We start from the raw sequence: 21947 nt of genomic DNA on the forward strand, positions 1-21947 counted from the left end.
ATTAGGCCCGGCCTCAGTAGCTCCGGCGGCAGAAGCCCGCATCGTCGCAGAACACACCCGCCAGGCCCCCGATGATCGCGCCACGGTCCCCGTTGCCGTCGATGGCCCGCGCCGTGCCATAGCCGACAGCCGCGCCGACAAGGCCGCGCTCGACATCGCTGTCGATGAAGCCGGTATTGCAGCCCGCCAGCAGGGACGTGGCGAGGGCGAGGGGAAGGAGGGTCTTCATGGATCTTATCTCCGTGACGGGATTCATATGTCGGACCGTGGCGCGGCGAAGGGGACGCTTTCACCCCGCCGCCACGCACTAAGAACAGGCCCATCCATGCCGCCGGTGGCCCCGGATATGCGATCACGGCAGGCCCGCCGCCGCGTGTTATCCGATGACGGAGCGCCGTCCCCCCGTGACACGGCCCCCGCGAGCGCCTAAGCCGACCCCATGAAAATCGCGACCTTCAACGTGAACGGCATCAAGGCGCGCTATGGCGCCGTCTCCGACTGGCTGCGGGAGGACGCGCCCGACATCGCCGTTCTGCAAGAAATCAAATCGACGGACGAGGCCTTCCCCCGCGAGATCGCGGAGGAGGCGTGCTATGAGCTGCACACCCACGGGCAGAAGGGCTTCAACGGCGTGGCCCTGCTGTCGAAGACGCCGCTGGAAGACGTGACGCGGGGCCTGCCCGGCGACGACGCGGACGAACAGGCCCGCTATATCGAGGGCACGGCCATCGGCGCGGGCGGCGCGGTGCGCATCTGCGGCCTCTACCTGCCCAACGGGAACCCGGCGCCGGGACCGAAATACGACTACAAGCTTGCGTGGATGGCGCGGCTGGAGGCCCGCGCGCGGGAGCTGCTCGCCGCCGAAGAGCCTTTCCTGATGACCGGCGACTTCAACGTCATCCCCGAAGATCGCGATGCCGCCCGCCCCGAAGCCTGGGCCAAGGACGCGCTCGGCCTGCCCGAGACCCGCAGAGCATGGCGCCGCCTCCTCAATCTCGGCCTGACCGACGCCTTCCGCGCCCGCGTCCAAGGGCCGGGCCATTACAGCTTCTGGGACTACCAGGCCGGCGCCTGGAGCCGAAACGACGGCATCCGGATCGACCATTTCCTGCTCTCGCCCGCCGTGGCCGACCGTATGACCGACTGCACCATCCAGACCGAGCTGCGCGGCCGCGAGAAGCCCTCGGACCACGTGCCTGTGTGGCTCACCCTGGACGCCTGACCTCCCAGCGGGATCGCCCGGCCGCGCCGTGCGCCTCCGGCGGGGATATTTGAACAGGGAAGAAGAGCGCGCGCCGCTGCTCCCATCACGGGTTCGCAAATACTCACGGCGGGACATCGGCCGCGGGCGCGGCGCGGCTGAGGGGCGCATCGGCCCGGGATCGGGGGTCCGGGGGGCGTCCCCCGGACCCTCCTTCCGCGCCAGACTTTACCTCCGGCGCGCATCCCCTACTCTCCGCCCATCACCGCAAGAAGAGGCACGCGATGCGCACCGTCCCCCTGGGTCCGAACGACACCATCTCCGAGATCATGCTCGGCACCATGACTTTCGGCACCCAGACCTCGGAGGCGGACAGCCACAGGCAGATGGACATGGCGGCCGAGGCGGGCGTGACCTGGCTCGACACTGCCGAGATGTATCCGGTCAACCCGGTCACCAAGGAGACCCTCGGCCGCACCGAAGAGATCGTGGGCAACTGGCTCGCCAAAGGGAATGCCGGGCGGCTGCGGGTGGCGACCAAGCATCTCGGGCCCGGTGACTATTCCGGAGAGATCACCGCCGAGACGATCCCCGCCGCCATCGAGGCCAGCCTGAAGCGCCTGCAATCCGAGACCATCGACCTCTACCAGCTGCACTGGCCCAATCGCGGCTCCTACCATTTCCGTAAGAACTGGACCTACCGGCCCGAGGGGGACCGGGCGGCCATCCTGCAGAACCTCGCCGATTGCACGGCCGCGCTAGAGCGGGAGGTGGCGCGCGGCACGATCCGGTCCTTCGGCCTGTCGAACGAGACGACCTGGGGGCTGGCGCAGTGGCTTCGGCTGGCGGGGGACGGGTCCGCACGACCGGTGTCCGTGCAGAACGAATACTCGCTGCTCTGCCGCTTCGCGGACACGGATCTGGCGGAACTGATGTATCACGACCAGATCACGATGCTCGCCTTCTCGCCGCTGGCGACGGGGCTTCTCACGGGCAAGTATCAGGGCGGAGCGATCCCCGAGGGCTCGCGCCGGTCGATCAGCCCCGGGCTCAGCGGGCGCTGGTCGGACCGGGTGGATGCGACCGTCGCGGCCTATCTGGAGCTCGCGCGGACCCATGGGGTCGATCCCGTCCATATGGCGCTGGCCTGGTTGCAGAGCCGGCCCTTCGCCTGCTCCGCCATCATCGGGGCAACGACCGTGTCGCAGCTGGACCATGCGCTGAAGGGCGCGGGCCTTGTGCTGTCGGAGGAACTGGTCGCCGCGGTCGACGAGGTCCATCGGACCTATCCGGCGCCCTATTGAGGGGGCGGTGCCGGCCGCGGGCGGCGCGCCCTGAGTATTTTTGGCCAGAAGAAGCAGGGGGACGCAGGCGCTTTTGGGCTGCGACCTTCCATCAGCGCCAGAGACGCACGGCCCCCACGGCGATATCCGCTCTGAACTCCCGCCCGATGGCGAGGACGCCGATGCGGCGGAGTTCGGCCGGGTCGAAGGGCGCGGAGGTGCGATGCGCGGCGAAGCTGTCCCAGGAGGCGCGGAGCGTCCCCCAGGCCGAGGGGGCTTCGAAAGACAGGCGGTAGGACTGCCAGGGCCGGGTGAGGGCCGTGGTGCGCAGCCGCAGGTCATAGATCTCGCCATTGCCGATCACGTCGATCTCGATCCCGGACCAGGCGGCGGCGTCGACGCCCTCCGGCAGATCGGCGGCGATCTGGATGAAGCCGCCATTGTTCGCGGTCGAGACCTCGCCCGTCAGACGCGCGGCTTCGGTTCCGGACAGACGCGCCCGCGTGAGGCGGCCGGTCGAGACGCCCCCCATCACCGTGTCGGCGACATAGCCCCAGTGGAGAGCGAGCGACGCGCTTGTCTCCGCGGCGGGAAGGCTGCTGGCCAGCCCGCTGGCGGCGGCGGAGGCGAGAAGGGTGCGGCGGGTCATGGCGGGCACTCCGGTCCTGGCCGGGACGTAGCGTGGGGCGGGCCGGATTCTACGGCGCGTCGATCTCCAGGAGCCTGCGGGCGAGCGGCACGTCGACGGCCCGGCCCTGGGCCAGCGCCTCCCGGTCGAGGCGGTCGACGAGGGCATGGGCGGCGGCGAAGCTGCGCTCCATCCGCGGCAGCAGATACTGCACCAGGGCGGGGCGCGGCGCGATCTGACGATCCGCGAAGAGCTTTAGCAGCACGGCTTGCAGCAGCGCTTCGTCCGGCTCGCCCAGGCGGGCGGGGGTGAGCGAGGCAAGGCGCGAGGCAAGGTCCGGCAGCCGCACGCCCCAGTCGGACGGCGCGCGGCGCCCCGTGAGCAGCAGGCTCTGCCCGGCCGCGCCTAGCGTGTTCCAGAGGTGGAAAAGCGCGCGCTCCCGCTCAAGCGTGAGGCCGCGATCGGCGTCCTCGACCGCGACGGGGCCCTCGGCCAGGGCGGGGATATCGTCTTCGGCCAAATCGGCGGCGGCCACGACCCGCGCGCCCGTCCTCCCGGCCCAGGCGGCGGCGAGATGCGACTTCCCCGCCCCCTCCGGCCCAACGAGGGCGAGGCGCCGGTCGGGCCAGTCGGGCCAACGGTCGAACAGTGCCAGCGCCGTCTCGTTGACGGGGGAGGACATGAAATCCGCCCGGCTGCGCTGATTCAGGCGCGGCAGGTCGATGATGGTCTGGCGCGGAGTCACTCGGCAGCGTCCCTCGGGTCGGAGCGCGGATCCGTCAGGGTCGGTGGCGGTGCCTCCGCCTCGGGGTGGCGGCCGCGATAGAGCAGGCTTGCCTTATATTCCCCCACGAGGAAGCGTGTCACCACGCCCAGCGCCGCCGACACCGGCACCGCGACCAGCATGCCGACGAAGCCATAGATCGCCCCGAAGGCCGACAGCGCCAAGAGCAGCCAGACCGGGTGCAGGCCAACGCTCTCGCCCACCAGCTTGGGCGTCAGGATATTGCCCTCCAGGAACTGCCCGGACACGAAGATGGCGGCGACCAGCCCGATGGACGTCCACTCCCCCCAGAATTGGAACAGCGCGAGGCCGATGGCCAGCGCCCCGCCGACCAGCGCGCCAACATAGGGGATGAAGGTGATGAGTCCGGCCACCGCCCCCACCACGAGACCGAATTGCAGCCCCACCGTCATCAGCGCGACGGAATAGAACGTCCCCAGAATGAGGCAGACCGTCCCCTGCCCGCGCACGAAGGAGGCGAGGGTCGCATCCACCTCGCGCGCGAGACGGCGGATGGTATCGACATGGTCGCGGGGCAGCAGGTCGTCGATGCGGGCGACCATGTTGTCCCAGTCGAGCAGCAGGTAGAAGGCGACGACCGGGACAACAACGATGAAGACCAGCGCGTTGACCACGCCGAAGACGCCGGCGACCAATTGCTGCGCCAACTCGCCGCCGCGGGCGCGCAGCAATTCGCCCAGATCCGACAGGCCGGTGCGCACGAGGCTGCCGTCTTCGACCAGCGACGGAAAACGCATCGTGAGCCATTCCCGCAGCGCCTCGAAATAGGTCGGCGCGGCCCGAACGAGGGAGGTCGCCTGATGAATCAAGGTCGGGATGACGAAGGCGATCACCAACAGAAGGCCGAGGACGGCGACGAGGGTGATCAACGCCGTCGCAGCCACCCGCGGCAGGCCCAAGCGCTGCAGCCGGTCCGCGATTGGGTCCAGCATATAGGCGATGGCGCCCCCCACGACGAAGGGCAGCAGAATCGGCCCCAGGAACCAGAGGATCGCGAGAAAGGCCGCCGCGGCCGCCCCCCAATATGTCACCTGTTGCCGCACCGGCAGCGCCATGACCGTCCCCTTATGAAATGCCCCTCTCAGATGGCCGCGCGCGGCGATCCATGCAAGGGCGAGGCCCGCATGGCGTCAGGCCAAGCGCGCTTTCACCATCGGGCCGGCCTTGCCGAAATCCATCTGGCCCGGATGGCGGCTTTTCAGCACCCCCATGACGCGGCCCATGTCGCGCAGGCTGGTCGCCCCGGTCTCCGAGATCGCCCCGTCGATCGCGGCCTCGACCTGTTCCTCGGACAGTTGGCGTGGCAGGAACTCCTCGATGACCTTGATCTCGTCCTGCTCCTGCTGGGCCAGTTCCAGACGGCCCGCCTCTTCGTAGGCGCGGGCGCTTTCGTGGCGTTGCTTGACCATCTTGGCGAGGATGGCGGTGATCTCCGGGTCGCCCACGGTCTTGTTCTGTGTCCGCAGGGCGATGTCCTGGTCCTTGATCGCGGCGTTGATCAGCCGCAGCGTGCCCAGCCGGACCGCGTCCTTCTCGCGCATCGCAGCCTTCAGCCCGGCGGTCAGCTTGTCGCGCAATTCCATGGCTCGTCCTTTCCCAGGGAGGCGAACCGCCGCATTACCCGGTCCGGGCGCGGCCCGCAACGCCCCGCGCGCCGGCTTGACGCCCCGGGCCCGCGCTCCTACACGCGGATGCGTTTGCCCGCCCCCCTTCGACCCAGGACATGCCCCATGGCCCAGACCCCGACCGCCTGCCTCGCCCTCGCCGACGGAACGATCTTCATGGGCCGAGGCTTCGGCGCAACGGGGACCGCGGTGGCGGAGCTGTGCTTCAACACCGCGATGACCGGCTATCAGGAGATCATGACCGACCCCTCCTATGCAGGGCAGGTCGTGACCTTCACCTTCCCGCATATCGGCAATACCGGCATCACGCCCGAAGATGACGAGACCTCCGACCCGGTCGCCGCGGGCATGGTGGTGAAGTGGGACCCGACCGAGCCGTCGAATTGGCGCGCCACCCGCGACCTGGAGAGCTGGCTGGCCGCGCGGGGCCGGATCGGGATGGGCGGGGTCGATACCCGCCGCCTGACCCGCGCCATCCGGCAGCAGGGCGCCCCGCATGTGGCCCTGTGCCATGATCCCGAAGGCAAGTTCGACATCGAGGATCTCGTCGCCCGGGCCCGCGCCTTCCGCGGGCTGGAGGGGATGGATCTGGCGAAAGAGGTCACCACCGCGCAATCCTACCGCTGGGACGAGACGAAATGGTCCTGGCCCGATGGCTATGGCCGGCAAACGGCACCGAAATACAAGGTCGTCGCCATCGACTACGGCGCCAAGCGCAACATCCTGCGCTCGCTGGCCCATGTCGGCTGCGACGTGACGGTGCTGCCGGCCACGGCCACCGCGCAGGAGATCAAGGCGCTGAACCCCGACGGGCTGTTTCTGTCGAACGGGCCGGGCGACCCGGCGGCGACGGGGGAATATGCCGTGCCCGCCATCAGGGAGATGGTCGAAACCGGCCTACCCGTCTTCGGCATCTGCCTCGGCCATCAGATGCTGGCCATGGCACTGGGCGCGCGGACGGTGAAGATGAACCACGGCCATCACGGCGCCAACCATCCCGTGCAGCGGCGCAGCGACGGCAAGGTCGAGATCACCTCGATGAACCACGGCTTCACTGTCGACGCCCAGACCCTGCCGGCGGGGGTGGAAGAGACCCATGTCTCGCTCTTCGACGGGTCGAATTGCGGCATCCGCCTCTCCGGCCGGCCGGTCTTTTCGGTGCAATACCACCCGGAGGCGAGCCCGGGCCCCCATGACAGCGCCTATCTTTTCGACGATTTCGCCGCCGCGATGGAAGCTGCGCGCGGCTGACGCCGGTTTCGGCGGGGTGTTAACCCTAACTTAACGACAACAGGGCCAGTGTAGGACGTCACTATTGCAGGGCGTCCATGTCCCCGCCGTTCCCCCCTCACGGCTACGCCCCGCGTGAGCCCTCCGGCGGTGCGCCCGGATCCCCCGGTCCGGCTGCATCGCCCAAGGTGATTCCCTTCCCCGGGCAGTCCCGGCGGCCCTTCCTTCCCCGTCGGCTCACGCTGGCGACGCCGCCCGACCGCGCGGCCGAGCCACACCCCAGCCCGGCGGAGCGGCCGACGCTGAGCGCGACGCTGTCCCGCAAGGGGGCGATCTCGGAGATCGCTCTGGCGCGGGCACGCCTCGCGCTCAGCGACACGAGCGTCGACCTCGCGGACCATCTCCTGCGGACGGGCCAAGTCGATGAGGCGGCGCTGACCGAAGCGCGCGGGGCCCGGTTTCGCATGGGCCGGGCCGGGCCGGTCCCACGCGACCAGCCGGGACTCGACGCCTGGGCCAAGCGCCTGCCCCTCTCTCTCGTGCTGGAGCACCGCGCCCTGCCCTGGGCGCGGGTCGGGGGGCGCAGCCTGATCGGCGTCACCCGCCCCGATCGCCTCGACGCGCTGGAGGCGGCCTTGCCCGAGAGCTTCGGCAGCAAGCTCTTCGCCATCATTCCCGACAGCGCCTTCGACGCGCGCCTGGGCGAGCTGCATGGCGACTCCCTGGCCCGCGCGGCCGAATGCCGTGTGGCCCGTGCCGATAGCTGCCGCGCGCTCACCGCGCGGGCGGGCGCCACATCGCTGACGGTCGCTCTCATGCTGATTTTGCTGCTCGCCGTCCTGAATCCGGCGGCGGCGCTCCGCTGGGCGGTGGTCGCCGGGGTTCTGGTGCTGCTCGGCAATGCTGCGCTGCGGATTGCCGCCTATGCGACGCTCTGGCGCGACCAGCGCGGCGGCGGTGCCTTCCGGTCGATCCGCCCGGCCCGCGCCCCGCCGCGCAGCTTGCCGACCGTCTCGGTGCTCATTCCGCTCAACGACGAACCCGAGATCGCACCGGCGCTGACCGCCCGCCTGTCGCGGATCGACTACCCCCGGGACCGGCTGGACGTGATCCTCGTGGTCGAGGCGGGAGACCGGCCCACGCGCGACGCCCTCGCCGCGACCGCCCTGCCCCCCTGGATGCGGGTGATCGCCGTGCCCGAGGGCCAGCCACGCACCAAGCCCCGCGCGCTCAACTACGCGCTGCCTTTCGTCCGGGGCAGTATCGTCGGCGTCTGGGATGCCGAGGACGCGCCCGCGCCGGATCAGCTGCGCCGCGTCGCCGCCCGCTTTCGCACAGCCCCGCCCGAGGTCGCCTGCCTGCAAGGCCTGCTCGACTACTACAATCCGACGCGCAACTGGCTGGCCCGCTGCTTCACCATCGAATACGCCAACTGGTTCCGCTTCCTCTTGCCCGGCATCGCGCGGCTGGGGCTGGTCATCCCCCTGGGCGGCACGACGCTCTTCTTCCGCCGCTCCGCGCTGGAGCGGATCGGCGCCTGGGACGCCCATAACGTCACCGAGGATGCCGATCTGGGCATCCGCCTGGCGCGGCGCGGCTTTCGCACCGAGATCCTCGACACCACCACCCTGGAGGAGGCGAATGCCGACCTGCTGGGCTGGGTGCGCCAACGCTCCCGCTGGATGAAGGGCTACATTCTGACCTGGGCGGTCCATGCGCGCCACCCGGTGGCGCTCTGGCGCGATCTGGGGCCGCGGCGCTGGCTGGGCTTTCACCTGCTCTTCGTCGGGTCGATCCTGAACGCGCTGCTGATGCCGGTGATGTGGTCGACGCTGGTGATGGCCTTCGGCCTCTGGCACCCGATCCAGGACTGGCTGCCGGGGCACAGCGCCTGGCCGCTCTGGCTGTTCTACGTCACGGTCACGCTGCTGAATATGGGGCTGGCCATGGTCGGTTGCGCGGCGCCGCATCACCGGCATCTGCGCCGCTGGGTTCCGGCGATGGAGTTCTACTTCCCGCTGGCGACGGTGGCCGTGTGGCGGGCGCTCTTTGGCATCCTCCTGCGCCCCTTCCACTGGGACAAGACCCCTCATGGCGCGTTCGGCGGGCGCGAGGCCATGCAGGAGATCGAGGCGCTCCATAACGGCCTCGCCGCGCGCCTGGACCGGCCCCCCTGACCGTCAGACCAGGATCAGCCCGAGCCGCTCGACGACGCTCCCGATCCGGGCAGCGGCGTGGCCAAGGTCGCGCAGTTGGGCGACGAGACCCTCCGCCTCCCACTCGGGAACTGCGGCAAGCAGCCCGCCCGCGGTCTGCGGATCGTGCAGCAGATCGAGCAGCGGGCCCGCGGCGCCCGCCACCGGCGCGGCCCGCGCATTTGAGGCATGGATCGTGGAGCGGTGGCCCGCCGCCATCGCCTCCAGCGCCCCCGGATAAACAGGAAGGGCCGCCGCCGACAGCCGCGCTCCCAGACCGGGCCCCAGCAGCCGCGTCAGGTGGCCGGCCAGACCGAACCCCGTCACATCCGTCATCGTATGCGCTGACGCGAGTAGCCGCGCGGCATCGCCCTGCGGACGCGCCATCGCGTGCAGCATGTCGAGCACATCGGCCCCGCGCGCCCGCCCGGCCATCTCCGCCACCAGCACCGTCCCGGTCCCCAGCGGCCGCGTCAGGATCAGCGCATCCCCCAGGCGTGCCCCGCGATGGAGGATCGGCGTCTCGCTCAGCCCGGTCAGCGTCAGGCCCAGCATCGTCTCGGCCCCCATGGTCGAGTGCCCCCCGACCAGATCGCAACCCTCGGCGGCCAGCATCTCGGCCACGGCGCCCAGCATCTGGTCCAGGCTGCGGGCCTGCAACGCCTCGGACATGCGAGGCAGGACGACGCTGGCCAGCGCCGCCTGCGGCGCCGCGCCCATGGCCCAGACATCGCCCAGCGCATGCACCGTCGCGATGCGAGCGAAGAGGACCGGATCGGCGCAGACCGCGCGCAGGTGGTCGGTGGTCAACACCTGCGCGCCCGTTCCATGGGCGAGCACCGCCGCATCGTCGCCCGGTCCCGACAGAACGTCGCCTCGGACAGGCGCGGGCAGCCGCGTAAGGGCCGCGCCCAGGGCGTCCGACGCGACCTTGGACCCGCAGCCGGTGCAGAGCGGCTGGCCCATCTCGCGCACGCCGCGCGCCGTCTCTCGCGGGAAGTCGGGCGGAGCCATACGCGGCAGGTCGATCAGCTTCGACATGAAGGCCCGGTCGATCCGGTCCTTCTGCCGCCAGAGCCAGGGGCCGGCCAGGGTCACCCCGGCCTTCTCGGCCACGGCCTCCTTGGCCCCGAGGGAGATCAGCTTCAGATACCCCGCTTGGGGCGTATAGGGCCGCAGCCCGCCCATGCCGCGCAGCGCCGCGCGCAGATTGTCGTGGAGCACGGGGGCCTGCCGGACCGCATAGACCCCTGCCTTGGGCCGCGGCGCGTGGGTCATGTGGGCGCAGTCGCCCACCGCAAAGAGGCCGTCGCGCCCCTCGACGCGCAACCGGCTGTCGACGCGGACGAAGCCGTCCTCCAGCGGCAGGGGCGCGGCGGCGAGCCAGGGATGGGGCCGGGCGCCAGCGGCGCCGGTCACGAAGGCGGCGGGCACGGCCGCGCCCTCCTCCAAGGAGACGCGGTCGGCATGGACGCGTTGCGCCCGGGCGCCCCTCAGCAGCCGGACGCCATAGCGGTCCATCGCCGCGCGCAGGTGCCGGGACGCCGGAGCCCCGACGCCGCTCAGGCCGGGGCCGGCCTCGATCACCGTCACTTCGGGCACAAGCCCGGCCTCCCGCATCGCGTGGGCCATGGCGAGCGACAGCTCAGCCCCGGCCACGCCACCGCCCAGCACCGCCACTTGGGGCGGGCAAGCACCCGAGGCGGCCCGCGCGAGAAAGCCGCGCCAGGCCTCCGCGAAACGGCCCAGCGGCTTGGCGCCCACCGCGTGCTCGGCGAAGCCCGGTAGGTCGGGCATCTCGGCATGGATGCCGACATCCAGCGAGGCCACGTCATAGGCAAGCGGCCCCCGTCCGGGGATGGTGACGGTCCGCGCCTCGGGGTCGATCCCCGTCACCTCCCCGTCGATCAGCGCGGCGCCCGCGAAACGCGCCAGCCGCACCAGATCGATATCCAACTCGTCGCGGGTATAATGCCCGGCGACATGCCCCGGCAGCATCCCCGAATAGGGCGCCGTCGGCCCCGGATTGACCACCGTCACGCGCACCCCTGGCAGCGGGTCCATCCCCCAGCGGCGGAGGACGAGGGCATGGGCATGCCCCCCTCCGATCAGGAGAAGGTCACGGGTCAGGGGCAGATCGGGGGACATGTCGGCTCCGGATGGAAGGGATAGGATCGGGTGTAGCATGTCGCACCCCAGGCGCGAGCGGCGCGGCGCTCACAACTCAGTGGGCGATGGGCCGGGGCATCCGGCCCTCGCGCCAGAGCGTGAAGACCCCCGCCCCCAGGATCAGCGCGGCGCCGGTCAGCGTCAGCAGGTCGGGCCGCTCCCCGAAGACGGTCACGCCCAGCAGAAGCCCCCAGAGCATCGCGCTGTAGCGGAACGGGGCGACCGCCGACATCTCACCGGCGCGCATCGCGAGGATCGAGGTCAGATAGGCGGCCAGGATGAACACCGCCGCCAGCGCGATCAGCGCCCCCTGCCCCAGGCTGGGCATCTGCCACGGCTCCCGCAGGGACAGGACGAGACCGAGCACGGTGACCCCAGTCGCGGTGAAGGTCGCGACCTTGAGGCTGGGCACCCCGGGGCTGAGCCTGCGGGTCACCAACTCCCGCCCGGTGATGATGAGAACGGTCGAGATCGCCAGAAGCGACCAGGCGTCGAACCCGGCCGAGCCCGGCCGCACGATCAGCAGCACGCCCACAAGCCCCACCCCGATCGCAGCCCAGCGGCGGGGGCCGACATACTCCCCGAGAAAGATCGCCCCGGCGGCCGCGATGGTCAGCGGCAACACCTGGAGGATCGCAGTGATGTTGGCGAGCGGCATATGCGTCAGCGCGATGACGAATGGCAGAAAGGCCGCGACCTCGGCCGCGACGCGCAGGGCCACGCGCCCCCGGTCGCCCGCCGGGATCGGCTGCGCCCAGGCGCCCGTCGCCCGCGCCAAGAGCAGAAGCAACGCGGTGGCGGCGAGGCCCCGCAGCGTGACGACCTGAAAGGTCGGCAAGCCCTGGGACAGGAACTTGATGCAGGCATCGTTGAGCGTGAAGGTCGCCATCGACGCCATCATGAACACCGCGCCGCGCGTGTTTTCTCTCACGAAAGCGCCCCCTTGGCCTTGCCCGCCCGGCCCGACCCCGGTGCCTCGGGCATCAGCGCCAGCGCCACGTCCGGGTCCAGGCCGAACCGCTCCGCCAGCAGGCGGCGGCCCTTGCGGGTGGCCAGTTCGACGGCGTGGCGCGGAATGGTCCGGCCGCTGTCGTTATGGCCGTGCAACGTGCGCAGGAACATCGGATCGGGCCCCGGCTCCATATAGGTGGGCACGTAGCAGCCCAGCCGCCGATGGTTGTAGCGGTAGATGCAGGTCGGCAGATCCGCCGTGGTGATCATCGCGCAGGCGAGGCCCAGCGGCTGCGCCTCCCGGAAGCTGTAGAAGGGCTGCGCGGGGTCGTGGAGATCCCAGTAGATGCCTTGGGAAAAGGCCAGGGCGGTCGGCTGGGTGGCCAGTCCCGCCGCGATAAGACGGTCGGCCACGGCGCGGGTGCGGGCGATGTAGTCCAGCGCCACCGCGTCGTCATCGTCGATGCGAAAGCCGGTGACATGGGTCGCGCCCTCCTCCAGCCCGCGGCGGAACGCGCGCTTGGCCGCGCCCAAGGCGCCCATCCGGTCGAGAAAGACAACCTTGAGCCAGGGCGTCGCCTCCTCCAGGGCGCGCAGCCGCTTGCGGTGGGGCATCGGCAGCGAGCTGCCCGACAGGATCACGAGGCGGAATCCCAGATCGGTCTGCGCGGCCAGCGACGGCAGCGTGATGGTCTCGAGATACCTAAAACGCTGCGCGATCCGCGCCGCGTCGTAGAGATGCGCCTCCAGCGCGTCCTGCTCCAAACCACTGACGGCAAACCCCTCCTTCGCGGGGTAGGAGAAGCGCATGACGCCGATGATCTGGTTATGGAACGCGGTCATGGCCTTCGGTGGCATGGGGACACGAAGGGGGCAAGCAATGACCACATTCTCGCCCGATTTCGCGCCAATCTGGCCGCATTGCGGTGTCACCAAGGTAAACGAGAGTTTCAGACGGAGGGGGTCTCAATGGGATATGCAGCGATCGGCTTTGCCTTCGGGATCGTGATGTTCGTCTCAGCTTTGGTCTCTGGCTGGGGTCTGGGCCTTGCGTTGCTGATCGGGTGGCTGGGTGCCTCTCTGGGCGTCGTGGCCGTTGTCGCGCTGGCCGCGATGCGCCTGTCCGCCTCCTCCGACACCGCCGAAAAGGATCCGCTGGAAGTGTAGTACCCCGAACTTCCGGCACACTGCCGGCCCGGGCGCCCAGACGCGGCGTCCGGGCCTTTTTGCGTGTGCCGCGCGACATTGCCGCAGCGTGACGCGGCCAAAAGAAAGGCCCCCGCCGGATCGCTCCGACGGGGGCCTTCAGCCGTCATGTGACGGAGATCACTCGCCCGGGGTCTCTTCGGGGGTCTTTTTGAAGATGTCCTCCGCGCTCTCGGTCGGTTCGGGCGCGGCCAGCGCCGCGGCCTTCTCGGCCTCGATCCGGGCCTCTTCGATCACGACGTTGTCGCGGCTCTGAGCGATGGCCCGCATCTGCTGGGTCGCGCCACCGGTGCCCGCCGGGATCAGGCGGCCGACGATGACGTTCTCCTTGAGGCCGACGAGCTTGTCCTTCTTGCCCTGCACCGAAGCCTCGGTGAGCACACGGGTCGTCTCCTGGAAGGAGGCGGCCGAGATGAAGGACCGGGTCTGCAACGACGCCTTGGTGATGCCCAAGAGGATCGGCTCGGCCACGGCCGGGCGGTCGCCCCGCTTTTCGGCCTTGGCGTTCGCCTCGTCGAGCTCGATCTTGTCGATATGCTCGCCCTTGAGCAGCGTCGTGTCGCCGGACTCCAGCACTTCGTACTTCTGGAGCATCTGGCGGACGATCACCTCGATATGCTTGTCGTTGATCTTAACGCCTTGCAGTCGATAGACGTCCTGCACCTCGTCGATGAGATACTCGGCCAAGGCCTCGATCCCGAGGATGCGCAGGATGTCATGCGGCGCGGGGTTGCCATCCATGATGTAATCGCCGCGCTGGACGAAATCGCCCTCGGCCACCGGGATGTGCTTGCCCTTGGGCACCATGTAGTCGATCGGCTCCAGGCTGTCGTCGGTCGGGACGACCGTGATCCGGCGCTTGTTCTTGTAGTCCTTGCCGAATTTCACATAGCCATCCTGCTCGGCGATGATCGCGTGATCCTTGGGACGGCGCGCCTCGAACAGTTCCGCCACCCGCGGCAGACCGCCGGTGATGTCCTTGGTCTTGGTGCCTTCCCGCGGGATCCGCGCGACCACGTCGCCGGCCTTGAGCTGCTGCCCGTCCTCGACCGACAGGATCGCGTCCACCGACATCTCGTAGGTGATCGGGTTGCCCTGGTCGTTGCGCACCGGCTCCCCGTCCTCGCCCGCGATGATGATCTGCGGCTTGAGCTCGTTCCCCTTGGGGGCGGAGCGCCAGTCCGAGACGATCTTCTGGGTCATGCCGGTCGCATCGTCGGTCTCGTCGCGCACCGAGATGCCCGCATAGAGGTCGACGAACTTCGCGCGGCCATCAGCCTCCGCGATGATCGGCAGGGTGAAGGGGTCCCACTCGAACAGCTTGTCACCGCGGGAGACCTTCTGACCTTCCTCGACGAAGAGCGTGGTGCCGTAGCCGACCTTGTGACTCGACAGCTCGGCGCCCTGCCCGTCCTCGATCACGACCTGCATGTTGCGGCCCATCACGATGGTCGTGCCCGCCTCGGAGGTCAGCACATTGGCGTTGCGATAGGCGATCACGCCCTCGACAGACGCCTCCATGAAGGATTGCTGGCCGCCCTGCGCCACGCCGCCGATGTGGAAGGTCCGCATCGTCAGCTGGGTGCCCGGCTCGCCGATGGACTGGGCCGCGATGATGCCGACGGCCTCGCCCAGGTTCACCTTGGTGCCCCGCGCCAGGTCCCGGCCGTAGCAGGCGGCGCAGACGCCTTCCTCGGCCTCGCAGGTCAGCGGGCTGCGGATACGGACCGAGGGCACGTTGGCCGCCTCGATGGCGTCGGCCTTGCGCTCGTCGATCAGCTCGCCCGCGCTCACCAGCAGCTCGTCGGTGCCGGGGACGGTCACGTCGTCGGCGGCGACCCGGCCCAGCACGCGCTCGCCGATCGTCGCGACGATCTCGCCGTCATTGACGGCTGCCGAGGCGGTGACGGCGCGGTCGGTGCCGCAATCCTCGATCCGAACGATGCAGTCCTGGGCCACATCGACCAGACGGCGGGTCAGATAGCCCGAGTTCGCCGTCTTGAGCGCCGTGTCCGACAGACCCTTCCGCGCGCCGTGGGTGGAGTTGAAATACTCCAGCACGGTCAGGCCTTCCTTGAAGTTCGAGATGATCGGCGTCTCGATGATGTCGCCATTCGGCTTCGCCATCAGGCCGCGCATCCCGCCCAGCTGCTTCATCTGCGTGACCGAGCCACGGGCGCCGGAATGGGCCATCATGTAGACCGAGTTCGGCTCGTTCTCGGCGCCGTTCTCGTCCACGCCGGCCTCGCTGATGGTCGACATCATGGCCTCGGTGACCTTGTCGTTACACTTCGACCAGGCGTCCACGACCTTGTTGTACTTCTCGCCCTGGGTGATCAGGCCGTCCATGTACTGCTGCTCGAAGTCCTTGACCTGCTCGCGGGTCGCTTCGACGATCGGCCATTTCGACTCGGGCACGACCATGTCGTCCTTGCCGAAGGAGATGCCGGCCTTGAACGCCTCGCGGAAGCCCAGAGTCATGATCTGATCGCAGAAGATGACCGACTCCTTCTGACCGCAATAGCGGTAGACAGTGTCGATGACGTGCTGGACGTCCTTCTTGCGCAGCAGGCGGTTGACCAGGTCGAACGGCGCCTTGGCGTTGAGCGGCAGATGCGCGCCCAGCCGGACGCGGCCCGGGGTGGTCTCGAAGACCTTCGTCACCTCCTGCCCCATCTCGTCGATCTGGGTGATGCGCGCCTTGATCCGCGCGTGCAGATGCACTTCGCCGGCTTCCAGAGCGTGGGTCACTTCGTCGATGGAGGAGAAGACCATGCCTTCGCCCTTCATCCCCTGACGCTCCATCGAGACGTAGTAGAGGCCCAGAACCATGTCCTGCGACGGCACGATGATCGGCGCGCCGTTGGCGGGCGACAGCACGTTGTTCGTCGACATCATCAGCACGCGCGCTTCCAGCTGGGCCTCCAGGCTCAGCGGGACGTGCACGGCCATCTGGTCGCCGTCAAAGTCGGCGTTGAAGGCCGAGCAGACCAGCGGGTGCAGCTGGATCGCCTTGCCCTCGATCAGCACGGGCTCGAAGGCCTGGATGCCGAGGCGGTGCAGCGTGGGCGCGCGGTTCAGCAGGACCGGGTGCTCACGAATGACCTCGTCCAGGATGTCCCAGACCTCGGGACGCTCCTTCTCGACCAGCTTCTTGGCCTGCTTGACGGTGGACGACAGGCCCTTCGCCTCCAGCCGCGAGTAGATGAACGGCTTGAACAGTTCGAGCGCCATCTTCTTGGGCAGGCCGCATTGATGCAGCTTGAGCTCGGGGCCGGTCACGATGACCGAGCGACCCGAGAAGTCCACGCGCTTGCCGAGCAAGTTCTGCCGGAACCGGCCCTGCTTGCCCTTCAGCATGTCCGACAGCGACTTCAGCGGGCGCTTGTTGGCGCCGGTGATGACCCGGCCGCGGCGGCCGTTGTCGAAGAGCGCGTCGACGGATTCCTGCAGCATCCGCTTTTCGTTGCGGACGATGATGTCGGGCGCGCGCAGCTCTATCAGCCGCTTGAGGCGGTTGTTGCGGTTGATGACCCGGCGATAGAGGTCGTTGAGGTCGGAGGTCGCGAAGCGGCCGCCATCCAGCGGCACCAGCGGGCGCAGCTCGGGCGGGATGACCGGGATCACGGTCAGGATCATCCATTCGGGCCGGTTGCCCGACTCGATGAAGTTCTCGACGATCTTCAGGCGCTTGATGATCTTCTTCGGCTTCAGCTCGCCGGTGGCCTCCTTGAGGTCCTCGCGCAGCTGCGCGGCCTCGGCCTCCAGGTCGATGGCGGCGAGCATCTCACGGATGGCCTCGGCGCCGATATTGGCACTGAACGCATCGGCGCCATAGGCGTCCTGCGCGTCCATATACTCCTCTTCGGACATCAGCTGCCCGTATTGGAGGTCGGTCAGACCCGGCTCGATGACGACATAGTTCTCGAAATAGAGGATCCGCTCCAGGTCGCGCAGCGTCATGTCCAGCATCAGGCCGATGCGGGAGGGCAGCGACTTGAGGAACCAGATATGGGCGACGGGCGAGGCCAGCTCGATATGGCCCATGCGCTCGCGCCGGACCTTCTGGAGGGTGACCTCGACGCCGCATTTTTCGCAGACGACGCCGCGATACTTCATGCGCTTATACTTGCCGCAGAGGCACTCGTAATCCTTGATCGGCCCGAAGATACGGGCGCAAAACAGGCCGTCGCGCTCGGGCTTGAAGGTCCGGTAGTTGATCGTCTCGGGCTTCTTGATCTCGCCATAGGACCACGAGAGGATCCGCTCGGGGGAGGCCAGCGAGACCTTGATCTCGTCGAACACCTTCTGCGGTGCGACGGGATTGAACGGGTTGTTGGTCAGTTCCTGGTTCATTGAATTACCTCAGAGGGTTGTGCGGAAAGAGAGGGCGGAGGTGGGCATGGTGATGCCCACCCTACGGAGCCCGGTAGGGTGGGCATCACCATGCCCACCGCCACCGGCCCCGTTCATTCCGACTCTTCCTCCGCATCCAGGAGTTCCATGTTCAGACCGAGGCCGCGGACTTCCTTGACGAGCACGTTGAAGCTCTCGGGAACGCCCGCCTCGAAATTGTCCTCGCCCTTGACGATCGACTCGTAGACCTTGGTCCGTCCGGCCACGTCGTCGGACTTCACCGTCAGCATCTCCTGCAAGGTGTAGGCCGCGCCATAGGCTTCCAGGGCCCAGACCTCCATCTCGCCGAAGCGCTGGCCGCCGAACTGCGCCTTGCCGCCCAGCGGCTGCTGGGTGACGAGCGAGTACGGGCCCGTCGAGCGCGCGTGGATCTTGTCGTCCACCAGGTGGTGCAGCTTGAGCAGGTACTTCACGCCCACCGTCACCTGACGCGAGAACTTTTCGCCCGTGCGCCCGTCGAACAGGTCCGACTGGCCCGAGGTGCTGAATCCTGCGCGGGTCAGAGCGTCGTTGACGTCCCCTTCCTTGGCGCCATCGAAGACCGGCGTCGCGATCGGCACACCGCGCGTGACGTTGGATGCGGCCTCCAGGAAGCCCTCCTCGTCCATCTCGGCCAGCCAGCGCTCATAAGCCTCTTCGCCATAGGCGATCTTCATCGCGTCGCGCACCGGCGTCATGTCGCCCGAGCGGCGATACTCGTCCAGCGCCTCGTCGATCTGGATCCCCAGGCCGCGCGCGGCCCAGCCCATATGGGTTTCGAGAATCTGACCGACGTTCATCCGCGAGGGCACGCCCAGCGGGTTGAGCACGAAGTCGACCGGCGTGCCGTCCGCGAGGAAAGGCATGTCCTCCATCGGGACGACCTTGGAGATGACGCCCTTGTTGCCGTGACGGCCGGCCATCTTGTCGCCCGGCTGAAGCTTGCGCTTCACCGCGATGAAGACCTTGACCATCTTCATCACGCCCGGCGGCAGATCGTCGCCGCGGCGGACCTTCTCGACCTTGTCCTCGAACCGGGCCTCGAGGCCGCGCTTCAGGATCTCGTACTGCTCGTTGAGCGCTTCGACCTGCTGCGCGGTCTCCTCGTCCTCGATGGCGATCTGCCACCACTGGCCGAAGCTCAGCTGCGACAGCGCCGCATCGTCGACCACCGAACCGGGCTTGAAGCCGCGGGGGCCTTTCACGCCGACCTTGCCTTCGATCATGCCGCGCAGGCGGGCATAGATGTTGCGGTCCAGGATCTCGCGCTCGTCGTCGCGGTCGCGGGCCAGACGCTCCACTTGCTCGCGCTCGATCTGGAGCGCGCGCTCGTCCTTCTCGACGCCGTGACGGTTGAAGACGCGGACCTCGACCACGGTGCCGTAGTCGCCCGGCTTCACGCGCAGCGAAGTGTCGCGCACATCCGATGCCTTCTCGCCAAAGATGGCGCGGAGCAGCTTCTCCTCCGGGGTCATCGGGCTCTCGCCCTTGGGGGTGATCTTGCCCACCAGGATGTCGCCCGGCTCCACGTCGGCGCCGATATAGACGATGCCGGCCTCGTCGAGGTTGCGCAGCGCTTCTTCGCCCACATTCGGGATGTCGCGCGTGATCTCTTCCGGGCCGAGCTTGGTGTCACGGGCGGCGACTTCGAACTCCTCGATGTGGATCGAGGTGAAGACGTCGTCGCGGGCGATCCGCTCGGAGATGAGGATGGAATCCTCGTAATTGTAGCCGTTCCACGGCATGAACGCGACGACCACGTTCTTGCCGAGCGCCAGTTCGCCCATATCCGTGGACGGGCCGTCGGCGATCACCTCGCCCTTCTTGACGGTGTCGCCCACCTTCACCAGCGGACGCTGGTTGATGCAGGTGTTCTGGTTGGAGCGCTGGAACTTGCGCAGGCGGTAGATGTCCACGCCCGCATCGCCGAGGGCCAGATCCTCGGTCGCGCGGATAACGATCCGCTGCGCATCGACCTGGTCGATGACGCCGCCGCGCTTGGCCATGATCGAGGCGCCGGAATCGCGCGCCACGACCTCCTCCATGCCAGTGCCGACATAGGGCGCGTCCGCCTGCAAAAGCGGAACGGCCTGCCGCTGCATGTTGGAGCCCATCAGTGCGCGGTTGGCGTCGTCGTTCTCGAGGAACGGGATGAGGGCCGCAGCGACGGAGACCAGCTGCTTGGGCGAGACGTCGATCAAGTCCACGTTGTCCCGGGATTGCAGCATGTAGTCGCCGGACTGACGGGTGGAGACGAGTTCGTTCTCGAAGGTCATCTCGGGCGTCAGCTTGGCGTTGGCCTGCGCCACCGTGTGCCGCATCTCCTCCGTCGCGGACATGTACTGGACTTCATTCGTGATCTTGCCGTTCTCGACCTTGCGATAGGGCGTCTCGATGAACCCGTACTTGTTCACGCGGGCGAATGTCGCCAGCGAGTTGATGAGACCGATATTCGGGCCTTCCGGCGTCTCGATCGGGCACATCCGGCCGTAATGGGTCGGGTGCACGTCGCGCACCTCGAAGCCCGCCCGCTCGCGGGTCAGACCGCCCGGCCCGAGGGCCGAGAGACGGCGCTTGTGGGTCACTTCGGAGAGCGGGTTGGTCTGGTCCATGAACTGCGACAGCTGCGAGGAGCCGAAGAACTCGCGCACGGCGGCGGCCGCGGGCTTCGCGTTGATCAGGTCCTGCGGCATGACCGTGTCGATCTCGACCGAGGACATGCGCTCCTTGATGGCACGCTCCATGCGCAGGAGACCCACGCGATACTGGTTCTCCATCAGCTCGCCGACCGAGCGCACCCGGCGGTTGCCGAGGTGGTCGATATCGTCGATCTCGCCGCGGCCGTCGCGCAGCTCCACCAGGGCCTTGACGCAGGCCATGATGTCCTCGTCGCGGAGCGTGCGCACGGTGTCGTCGGCGTCAAGGTCCAGGCGCATGTTCATCTTGACCCGGCCCACGGCGCTGAGGTCGTAGCGCTCGCTGTCGCGGAAGAGCTGGTCGAACAGGGTCTGCGCGGCCTCGACGGTGGGCGGCTCGCCCGGGCGCATGACGCGGTAAATGTCCATGAGCGCGCTCTCGCGGTTCATGTTCTTATCCGACGCCATGGTGTTGCGCATATACGGGCCGACGGTGACGTTATCGATGTCGAGCACCGGGATCTCGTCGATGCCCGCGTCCAGCAGTTCCTTCAGGACACCGCCGGTGACTTCGCCGTTCTTGTCGACTTCCCAGGTGAGCTCGTCGCCCGCCTCGGCATAGATCGCGCCGGTCTCTTCGTTGATGATGTCGCGCGCGACGAAGCGGCCGACGATCGCGTCGAAGGGCACCAGCACGTTCTGGACCTTGTCGTCCTCGCGCAGCTTCTTGACCTGGCGCGGCGTGACCTTCTTGCCCGCCTCGACGATCACCTCGCCGCTATCGGCGTCGATCACGTCCATCGCCGGACGCGTACCCGACAGACGCTCCGGGAAGAATTTGGTGGCCCAGCCCTCACCCTTGCGGTGCGCATAGGTAACCGTGTCGTAATAGGCATTCATGATGCCTTCCTGGTCCAGCCCCAGGGCATAGAGCAGGGTCGTCACCGGCAGCTTCCGGCGGCGGTCGATGCGGCAGAACACGAGGTCCTTGGCGTCGAACTCGAAATCCAGCCAGGAGCCGCGATAGGGGATGATCCGGCAGGCGAACAGCAACTTGCCCGAGCTGTGCGTCTTGCCCTTGTCATGATCGAAGAAGACGCCCGGGCTCCGGTGCATCTGGGAGACGATGACCCGCTCGGTGCCGTTGACGATGAAGGTGCCGTTCGGCGTCATCAGGGGCATGTCGCCCATGAACACGTCCTGCTCCTTGATGTCCTTGACGGACTTGGCGCCCGTGTCCTCGTCCACATCGAACACGATCAGGCGCAGCGTCACCTTCAGCGGCGCGGCATAGGTCATGTCACGCTGCTGGCATTCCTCGACATCGTATTTCGGCGCTTCCAGCTCGTATTTCACGAATTCCAAGATCGCGGTCTCGTTGAAATCCTTGATCGGAAAGACCGACTGGAAGGTCCCCATCAGGCCCTCGCCATCGGTGGGCGTGTCGGCCTCGCCGGAGCGGAGGAACAAGTCGTAAGAGGATTTCTGCACCTCGATGAGGTTCGGCATCGCCAGAACCTCCTCGATCTTGCCGTAATAGCGGCGGATGCGCTTGGAGGACGCTTGCGTCTGAGCCATGGGGTCTCTTTCTCTCGTCTCGCGCCAGCGGCCGTCCGTCGGGCA

The 21947-nt window shown here is 68.2% G+C and carries 15 protein-coding genes; 5 read left to right on the forward strand and 10 right to left on the reverse strand.

What is annotated here, in order from left to right; translation table 11 throughout:
- Window positions 1-13: 13 nt before the first annotated feature.
- Window positions 14-229: a hypothetical protein gene (locus DTQ71_RS07320; protein ID WP_109563610.1), complete on the reverse strand. Its 216-nt coding sequence runs from the start codon at window positions 227-229 to the stop codon at window positions 14-16.
- A 210-nt stretch (window positions 230-439) separates the two neighbouring features.
- On the opposite strand from DTQ71_RS07320, the gene xth reads away from it, so the two are divergent.
- Window positions 440-1222, forward strand: coding sequence for an exodeoxyribonuclease III (xth, locus tag DTQ71_RS07325; RefSeq protein WP_109563611.1), 783 nt, complete (start codon window positions 440-442; stop codon window positions 1220-1222).
- Between the two features lie 263 nt (window positions 1223-1485).
- Entirely contained in the window at window positions 1486-2505 is a 1020-nt protein-coding gene (locus tag DTQ71_RS07330) for an aldo/keto reductase (protein ID WP_109563612.1), read from the forward strand.
- A 91-nt stretch (window positions 2506-2596) separates the two neighbouring features.
- Here DTQ71_RS07330 and DTQ71_RS07335 read toward each other — a convergent pair whose 3' ends face one another.
- The 4 genes from DTQ71_RS07335 to DTQ71_RS07350 form a co-directional block, all read right to left on the reverse strand.
- The gene (locus tag DTQ71_RS07335; protein ID WP_109563613.1) at window positions 2597-3133 is read right to left on the reverse strand and encodes a CIA30 family protein; all 537 of its coding nucleotides are present in this window, start codon (window positions 3131-3133) and stop codon (window positions 2597-2599) included.
- Between the two features lie 49 nt (window positions 3134-3182).
- Complete coding sequence (locus tag DTQ71_RS07340) at window positions 3183-3857, reverse strand: P-loop NTPase family protein (RefSeq protein WP_245947303.1); 675 nt, start codon at window positions 3855-3857, stop codon at window positions 3183-3185.
- Window positions 3854-4972 (reverse strand): AI-2E family transporter, encoded by a 1119-nt coding sequence (locus DTQ71_RS07345; RefSeq protein ID WP_109563614.1) that lies wholly within the window; start codon window positions 4970-4972, stop codon window positions 3854-3856. The genes DTQ71_RS07340 and DTQ71_RS07345 overlap by 4 nt, the downstream gene beginning before the upstream one ends.
- Window positions 4973-5047: 75 nt before the next feature.
- Window positions 5048-5500, reverse strand: a complete 453-nt coding sequence (locus tag DTQ71_RS07350; RefSeq protein WP_109563615.1) for a GatB/YqeY domain-containing protein — start codon at window positions 5498-5500, stop codon at window positions 5048-5050.
- 147 nt (window positions 5501-5647) lie between these two features.
- Here DTQ71_RS07350 and carA point away from each other — a divergent pair, with 147 nt between their 5' ends.
- On the forward strand, window positions 5648-6793 hold the full coding sequence (carA, locus tag DTQ71_RS07355; RefSeq protein ID WP_109563616.1) for a glutamine-hydrolyzing carbamoyl-phosphate synthase small subunit: 1146 nt from the start codon (window positions 5648-5650) through the stop codon (window positions 6791-6793).
- A 167-nt stretch (window positions 6794-6960) separates the two neighbouring features.
- Entirely contained in the window at window positions 6961-8949 is a 1989-nt protein-coding gene (locus DTQ71_RS07360) for a glycosyltransferase (RefSeq protein ID WP_109563617.1), read from the forward strand.
- Between the two features lie 3 nt (window positions 8950-8952).
- Here DTQ71_RS07360 and selD read toward each other — a convergent pair whose 3' ends face one another.
- The 3 genes from selD to DTQ71_RS07375 all read right to left on the reverse strand — a co-directional run bounded on the left by selD (window position 8953) and on the right by DTQ71_RS07375 (window position 12930).
- Entirely contained in the window at window positions 8953-11115 is a 2163-nt protein-coding gene (gene selD / locus DTQ71_RS07365; RefSeq protein WP_109563618.1) for a selenide, water dikinase SelD, read from the reverse strand.
- Between the two features lie 76 nt (window positions 11116-11191).
- Window positions 11192-12067, reverse strand: a complete 876-nt coding sequence (locus DTQ71_RS07370; RefSeq protein WP_245947305.1) for a DMT family transporter — start codon at window positions 12065-12067, stop codon at window positions 11192-11194.
- Window positions 12064-12930 carry a glycosyltransferase gene (locus DTQ71_RS07375; protein ID WP_170125329.1) on the reverse strand — a complete coding sequence of 289 codons (867 nt, stop codon included), beginning with the start codon at window positions 12928-12930 and terminating at the stop codon, window positions 12064-12066. Before DTQ71_RS07375 ends, DTQ71_RS07370 begins: the two co-directional genes overlap by 4 nt.
- A gap of 126 nt (window positions 12931-13056) precedes the next feature.
- On the opposite strand from DTQ71_RS07375, the gene DTQ71_RS07380 reads away from it, so the two are divergent.
- Window positions 13057-13254: a hypothetical protein gene (locus DTQ71_RS07380; RefSeq protein ID WP_109563621.1), complete on the forward strand. Its 198-nt coding sequence runs from the start codon at window positions 13057-13059 to the stop codon at window positions 13252-13254.
- 159 nt (window positions 13255-13413) lie between these two features.
- On the opposite strand, the gene rpoC is transcribed toward DTQ71_RS07380, so the two are convergent.
- Window positions 13414-17649, reverse strand: coding sequence for a DNA-directed RNA polymerase subunit beta' (rpoC, locus tag DTQ71_RS07385; RefSeq protein WP_109563622.1), 4236 nt, complete (start codon window positions 17647-17649; stop codon window positions 13414-13416).
- Between the two features lie 113 nt (window positions 17650-17762).
- A complete protein-coding gene (gene rpoB / locus DTQ71_RS07390; protein ID WP_109563623.1) occupies window positions 17763-21902 on the reverse strand; it encodes a DNA-directed RNA polymerase subunit beta in 4140 nt (1379 codons plus the stop codon).
- Window positions 21903-21947 lie beyond the last annotated feature (45 nt).

Origin of the sequence: Jannaschia seohaensis, assembly GCF_900116765.1 — a bacterium.
In the GTDB taxonomy this organism is placed as follows: domain Bacteria; phylum Pseudomonadota; class Alphaproteobacteria; order Rhodobacterales; family Rhodobacteraceae; genus Jannaschia; species Jannaschia seohaensis.

Excerpts from the sequence above, each read along its gene's own strand:
- DTQ71_RS07350 (WP_109563615.1), bottom strand. The coding sequence starts at position 5,500 with ATGGAATTGCGCGACAAGCTGACCGCCGGGCTGAAGGCTGCGATGCGC.
- rpoC (WP_109563622.1), bottom strand. The coding sequence starts at position 17,649 with ATGAACCAGGAACTGACCAACAACCCGTTCAATCCCGTCGCACCGCAG.
- DTQ71_RS07345 (WP_109563614.1), bottom strand. The coding sequence starts at position 4,972 with ATGGCGCTGCCGGTGCGGCAACAGGTGACATATTGGGGGGCGGCCGCG.
- xth (WP_109563611.1), top strand. The coding sequence starts at position 440 with ATGAAAATCGCGACCTTCAACGTGAACGGCATCAAGGCGCGCTATGGC.
- DTQ71_RS07320 (WP_109563610.1), bottom strand. The coding sequence starts at position 229 with ATGAAGACCCTCCTTCCCCTCGCCCTCGCCACGTCCCTGCTGGCGGGC.
- DTQ71_RS07330 (WP_109563612.1), top strand. The coding sequence starts at position 1,486 with ATGCGCACCGTCCCCCTGGGTCCGAACGACACCATCTCCGAGATCATG.
- rpoB (WP_109563623.1), bottom strand. The coding sequence starts at position 21,902 with ATGGCTCAGACGCAAGCGTCCTCCAAGCGCATCCGCCGCTATTACGGC.
- DTQ71_RS07375 (WP_170125329.1), bottom strand. The coding sequence starts at position 12,930 with ATGACCGCGTTCCATAACCAGATCATCGGCGTCATGCGCTTCTCCTAC.
- DTQ71_RS07335 (WP_109563613.1), bottom strand. The coding sequence starts at position 3,133 with ATGACCCGCCGCACCCTTCTCGCCTCCGCCGCCGCCAGCGGGCTGGCC.
- DTQ71_RS07380 (WP_109563621.1), top strand. The coding sequence starts at position 13,057 with ATGGGATATGCAGCGATCGGCTTTGCCTTCGGGATCGTGATGTTCGTC.
- selD (WP_109563618.1), bottom strand. The coding sequence starts at position 11,115 with ATGTCCCCCGATCTGCCCCTGACCCGTGACCTTCTCCTGATCGGAGGG.
- carA (WP_109563616.1), top strand. The coding sequence starts at position 5,648 with ATGGCCCAGACCCCGACCGCCTGCCTCGCCCTCGCCGACGGAACGATC.